The 4,409-nt window shown below is 60.9% G+C and carries 5 protein-coding genes; 4 read left to right on the forward strand and 1 reads right to left on the reverse strand.

The window, feature by feature from the left end:
• Positions 1-584, forward strand: a 584-nt coding sequence (locus VFE81_RS23635) for a response regulator transcription factor (RefSeq protein WP_325046903.1), incomplete at its 5' end; no start/stop codon positions are given.
• A gap of 9 nt (positions 585-593) precedes the next feature.
• Here VFE81_RS23635 and hpaR read toward each other — a convergent pair.
• The gene (gene hpaR / locus VFE81_RS23640) at positions 594-1,001 is read right to left on the reverse strand and encodes a homoprotocatechuate degradation operon regulator HpaR (RefSeq protein WP_325046907.1); all 408 of its coding nucleotides are present in this window, start codon (positions 999-1,001) and stop codon (positions 594-596) included.
• 180 nt (positions 1,002-1,181) lie between these two features.
• On the opposite strand from hpaR, the gene VFE81_RS23645 reads away from it, so the two are divergent.
• From VFE81_RS23645 to hpaE, 3 genes are all read left to right on the forward strand, one after another.
• Positions 1,182-1,955 carry a fumarylacetoacetate hydrolase family protein gene (locus tag VFE81_RS23645; RefSeq protein ID WP_325046904.1) on the forward strand — a complete coding sequence of 258 codons (774 nt, stop codon included), beginning with the start codon at positions 1,182-1,184 and terminating at the stop codon, positions 1,953-1,955.
• Positions 1,952-2,710, forward strand: coding sequence for a fumarylacetoacetate hydrolase family protein (locus tag VFE81_RS23650; RefSeq protein ID WP_325046905.1), 759 nt, complete (start codon positions 1,952-1,954; stop codon positions 2,708-2,710). The genes VFE81_RS23645 and VFE81_RS23650 overlap by 4 nt, the downstream gene beginning before the upstream one ends.
• A 126-nt stretch (positions 2,711-2,836) precedes the next feature.
• Positions 2,837-4,294, forward strand: coding sequence for a 5-carboxymethyl-2-hydroxymuconate semialdehyde dehydrogenase (gene hpaE / locus VFE81_RS23655; protein WP_325046906.1), 1,458 nt, complete (start codon positions 2,837-2,839; stop codon positions 4,292-4,294).
• The last annotated feature ends 115 nt before the right edge of the window (positions 4,295-4,409 follow it).

The raw sequence follows: 4,409 nt of genomic DNA on the forward strand, positions 1-4,409 counted from the left end.
CGCTCGACAAGCCGTTCTCCGCGGCGGATGCGCAAACACTGGAGGATGTGATTCCGCACCTGAGCGCGGCGCTCACGATCAGCCGCACGTTTCAATTGACGCGTGAGCGCCGCGAAGGCGTCTCAACGCCAGCACGCGCGATCTGCGATGGCTTCGGTGCGGTGCACCAGGCGGACAAGGCGTTCGAAATCGTTCTGCGCAGTGAGTGGCCAGGCTATCAGAACCAGCATCTGCCGGCGCCGTTGATTGCGCATCTGCATGCGTGCACGGGCCAGCCCTATGTGGGCGAAACAGTGACGGTGAGTTGCTCGCCCATGGTCGGCCTGTTTCAGCTGGAAGCGCGCCAACGCTCCCCGCTCGACCGCTTGAGTCCGCGCGAACTAAGTGCGATCAAGTTGTACGGCGACGGCCTCTCACACAAGGAAGTCGCGCAACGCATGGCGATTTCGCCGGCCACCGTGCGCCACTATCTGCGCTGCGCTTATAAGAAGCTCGGCATGCACGACAAAAGCCAGATTCCGTGGCTGCTTGGGCTGAGGGAAACCGCTGCTACCAACACCGCGGCGCCCGATCAGGGCGATTGAGCGGCCGCTTCACTCGTCCTCTTCTTCAAGGCCCGCAAGCAGATCGTCGACCGCGCGATACACGCGCTCGACGATTTCCGGTCCTACCCTGCGCTCCAGTTCGCGATAGTGCGCTTCGAGATCCTTCGAGATCACGCGCACCAGATCCACGCTCGTCTCGGTGAGCGACACCAGTACGCGGCGCTGGTCTTCCGCGAAACGCTCCTTTGTCAGCAACTCCATGCTCTCCATGCGCGCGAGCACACCCGCCATGCTCGGGCTCGAAATCGTGCAGATATCGGAGATGTGGCGCGGCTCCATCGGGCCGTGCTCATTGAGTGCGCGAATCACGCGCCATTGCTGTTCGGTCAGCCCGTGCGCGGTAATCAACGGGCGGAAACGCTCCATCATTTTTTCTCTGGCGCGCAGCAACAGCATCGGCAGGTTGCGGTGCAAAACTCGGGTAGAAGCGGAAGCGGACATGGTGGAAGATAGGTAAAAAGCAGCCGTCGAAACTTAAGGGAAAACCCGCGATCAGCCGACAGGCTATTGACCATGGATGATATCAAGCGCAATAATACTAACATGTTAGTGTTTTCTCTGAGAGGCAGCTAATTTATGTTTGCACTTGCCGATCACCTGCTGCATCCCGAAGGCGACGCGCTGCCTCGCGACGTGGACGCGCAAACCGTTGCCGAGCTGCTCGCACGCGGCGTGGCCTGCCGCGCGCCCGTTTCCGGCGCGGTTTATGGAACCTTGCTGAACGACCGCGCCGCATTGGAAGCATTGGGCGATGCGGTTCATGCCGCTCCGTATAAAGCACCGCCGAAAGCGCCGGTTCTCTATCTGAAGCCGCGCAATACGTTCGCGGGTCATCGCGCCCGTGTCGTTGTGCCTGACAATGCATTGGGTGTGGAAGTCGGCGCTTCACTGGGTATCGTGATTGGCCGCACTGCAACACGCGTCAGCGCGGCTCAAGCGTTGGACTATATCGCCGGCTATACGCTGGTCGCCGATCTCAGCGTGCCGCATGCGAGCGTGTATCGGCCTTCGGTGCGGTTCCGGGCGCGCGACGGTTTTTGCGTGATCGGGCCAGCAGTCGTTGCCGCGCGTCATGTTACTGCGCCTGACGATCTGACGATCAAGGTCTCGCTTCCCGGACGTGAAGTCTTCAGTGCGACTACTGCATCTTCGGTACGCAAGGTCGCTCAATTGATTGCGGACGTGACCGATTTCATGACGCTCAGCGCCGGTGACCTCATTACGCTTGGCGTGCCGCATGGTTCGCCGGTTGCGCATATCGGCGACACGGCCACACTGTCGATTGACGGGTTGCCGCCGCTCCAGGTGTCGTTTGTCGGAGCGGAAGAACACGATGGAGAACAGCAATGATGCGCGGCCGCGTTGCGTATGCAGGAGCAATTCACGAGGCTTATCCGGACACCAACGGCGTGCGTCTCGCCGACGGCCGTGTGCGTCGTGAGGATGAAGTGGTGTGGCTCGCACCGATCGAGGTCGGCACGATCTTCGCGCTCGGCTTGAACTACGCCGAGCATGCGAAGGAATTGCAGTTCAACAAGCAGGAAGAGCCTTTGGTCTTTCTCAAGGGCCCGGGCACGGTCATCGGTCACCGTGGCTTCACGCGCCGCCCCGCCGACGTCACCTTCATGCACTACGAGTGCGAACTGGCTGTCGTGATCGGCCAAACCGCGCGGAACGTCAAGCGCAAAAACGCCATGCAGCATGTGGCCGGCTACATGATCGCCAACGACTACGCGATCCGCGACTACCTGGAAAACTATTACCGCCCCAACCTGCGTGTGAAGAATCGCGACGGCGGCACGGTGCTCGGCCCCTGGTTTGTCGATGCAGCCGATGTCGAAGACGTCACGCAACTCGAATTGCGCACGTTCGTGAACGGCACACAACAGCAACGCGGCAACACACGTGATCTCGTTACCGATATCCCCGCGTTGATCGAATACCTGAGCAGCTTCATGACCCTTGCACCCGGCGACGTGATCCTGACCGGCACGCCGGAAGGCATCGTCAACGTCAATGCGGGCGACGAAGTAGTGTGCGAAATCGACGGCCTTGGCCGTCTCGTCAATACGATTGCATCCGACGCGGACTTCGGCCGCGCCTGATCGACAGGCTTTGCATGGGATCAGAGTAAGCGCTTTGCATGGGACCGGAGTAAGTGCTAAAGCACTAAATCCGGCCGACAGCTGAAGCACTAACTCCGATCGTCACTACAGAGAAAGGACAAGCCAATGCGAATCGAACATCTGATCAACGGCAAATCGAGCGCCGCGAAAGACTACTTCGAGACCGTCAATCCGGCGACGCAAGACGTGCTCGCTGAAGTCGCCCGCGGCGGTGCGGAAGACGTCGACGCCGCCGTGCGCGCGGCCAAAGAAGCGTTTCCGGCATGGGCCGGCAAGCCCGCAGCGGAACGCGCAAAAATCATCCGCAAGCTCGGCGAGCTGATCGCGAAGAACTTGCCCGACATCTCGGAGACCGAGACGAAGGATACCGGCCAGACAATCTCGCAGACGCGCAAGCAACTCGTGCCCCGCGCCGCCGACAACTTCAACTATTTCGCGGAGATGTGCACGCGCGTCGACGGCCATACGTACCCCACCGATACGCACCTGAACTACACGCTGTTCCATCCGGTCGGCGTCTGCGCGCTGATCTCGCCGTGGAACGTGCCGTTCATGACCGCAACGTGGAAAGTGGCACCCTGTCTCGCGTTCGGCAATACCGCCGTACTGAAGATGAGCGAACTGTCGCCGCTGACCGCCTCGATGCTCGGCAACCTCGCGTTGGAAGCAGGCATTCCGGCCGGCGTGCTGAACGTCGTGCACGGTTTCGGCAAAGACACTGGCGAACCACTCGTGGCGCACCCGGATGTGCATGCGGTGTCGTTCACCGGATCGACGGCAACCGGCAATCGCATCGTGCAGACCGCCGGCCTGAAGAAGTTTTCGATGGAACTGGGCGGCAAGTCGCCATTCGTGATTTTCGACGACGCCGATTTCGAACGCGCGCTCGATGCCGCCGTGTTCATGATCTTCTCGAACAACGGCGAACGCTGCACGGCGGGATCGCGCATTCTGGTGCAACGCTCGATTTACGCGCGTTTTGCCGAGCGTTTCGTCGAACGCGCAAAACGTTTGACGGTGGGTGATCCGCTGGCCGACAGCACGATCGTCGGCCCAATGATCAGCCAGGGGCACCTGGCGAAAGTACGCAGCTATATCGAACTGGGGCCGAAAGAAGGCGCCACGCTTGCATGCGGCGGACTCGGCGCACCCGACTTGCCCGAAGCCATGCGCAAAGGCAACTTCGTTCAGCCGACGGTGTTCGTCGACGTCGACAACCGCATGCGGATCGCGCAGGAAGAGATCTTCGGCCCGGTTGCCTGCCTGATTCCGTTCGACGACGAAGCCGACGCGATCAAACTCGCCAATGACATCTCGTATGGCCTCTCCAGTTACATCTGGACGGAGAGCACCGGCCGTGCCTTGCGCGTCGCCGCGGCAGTCCAGGCCGGCATGTGTTTCGTCAACAGCCAGAACGTGCGCGATCTGCGCCAGCCGTTCGGCGGTACAAAGGCATCGGGCGTAGGCCGCGAAGGCGGCACGTGGAGCTACGAAGTGTTCCTCGAACCGAAGAATGTGTGCGTGTCGCTCGGCTCGCATCACATTCCGCGCTGGGGTGTCTGAAACACCGGTCATTTGCGCGCGAGGCATCACGCCTCGCGCCACACAGAATAGGAGACCGCGATGGGCAAACTCGCATTGGCAGCAAAGGTCACTCACGTCCCGTCGTTATATCTGT

It is taken from the genome of Paraburkholderia sp. (genome assembly GCF_035656215.1).
Lineage (GTDB): Bacteria > Pseudomonadota > Gammaproteobacteria > Burkholderiales > Burkholderiaceae > Paraburkholderia.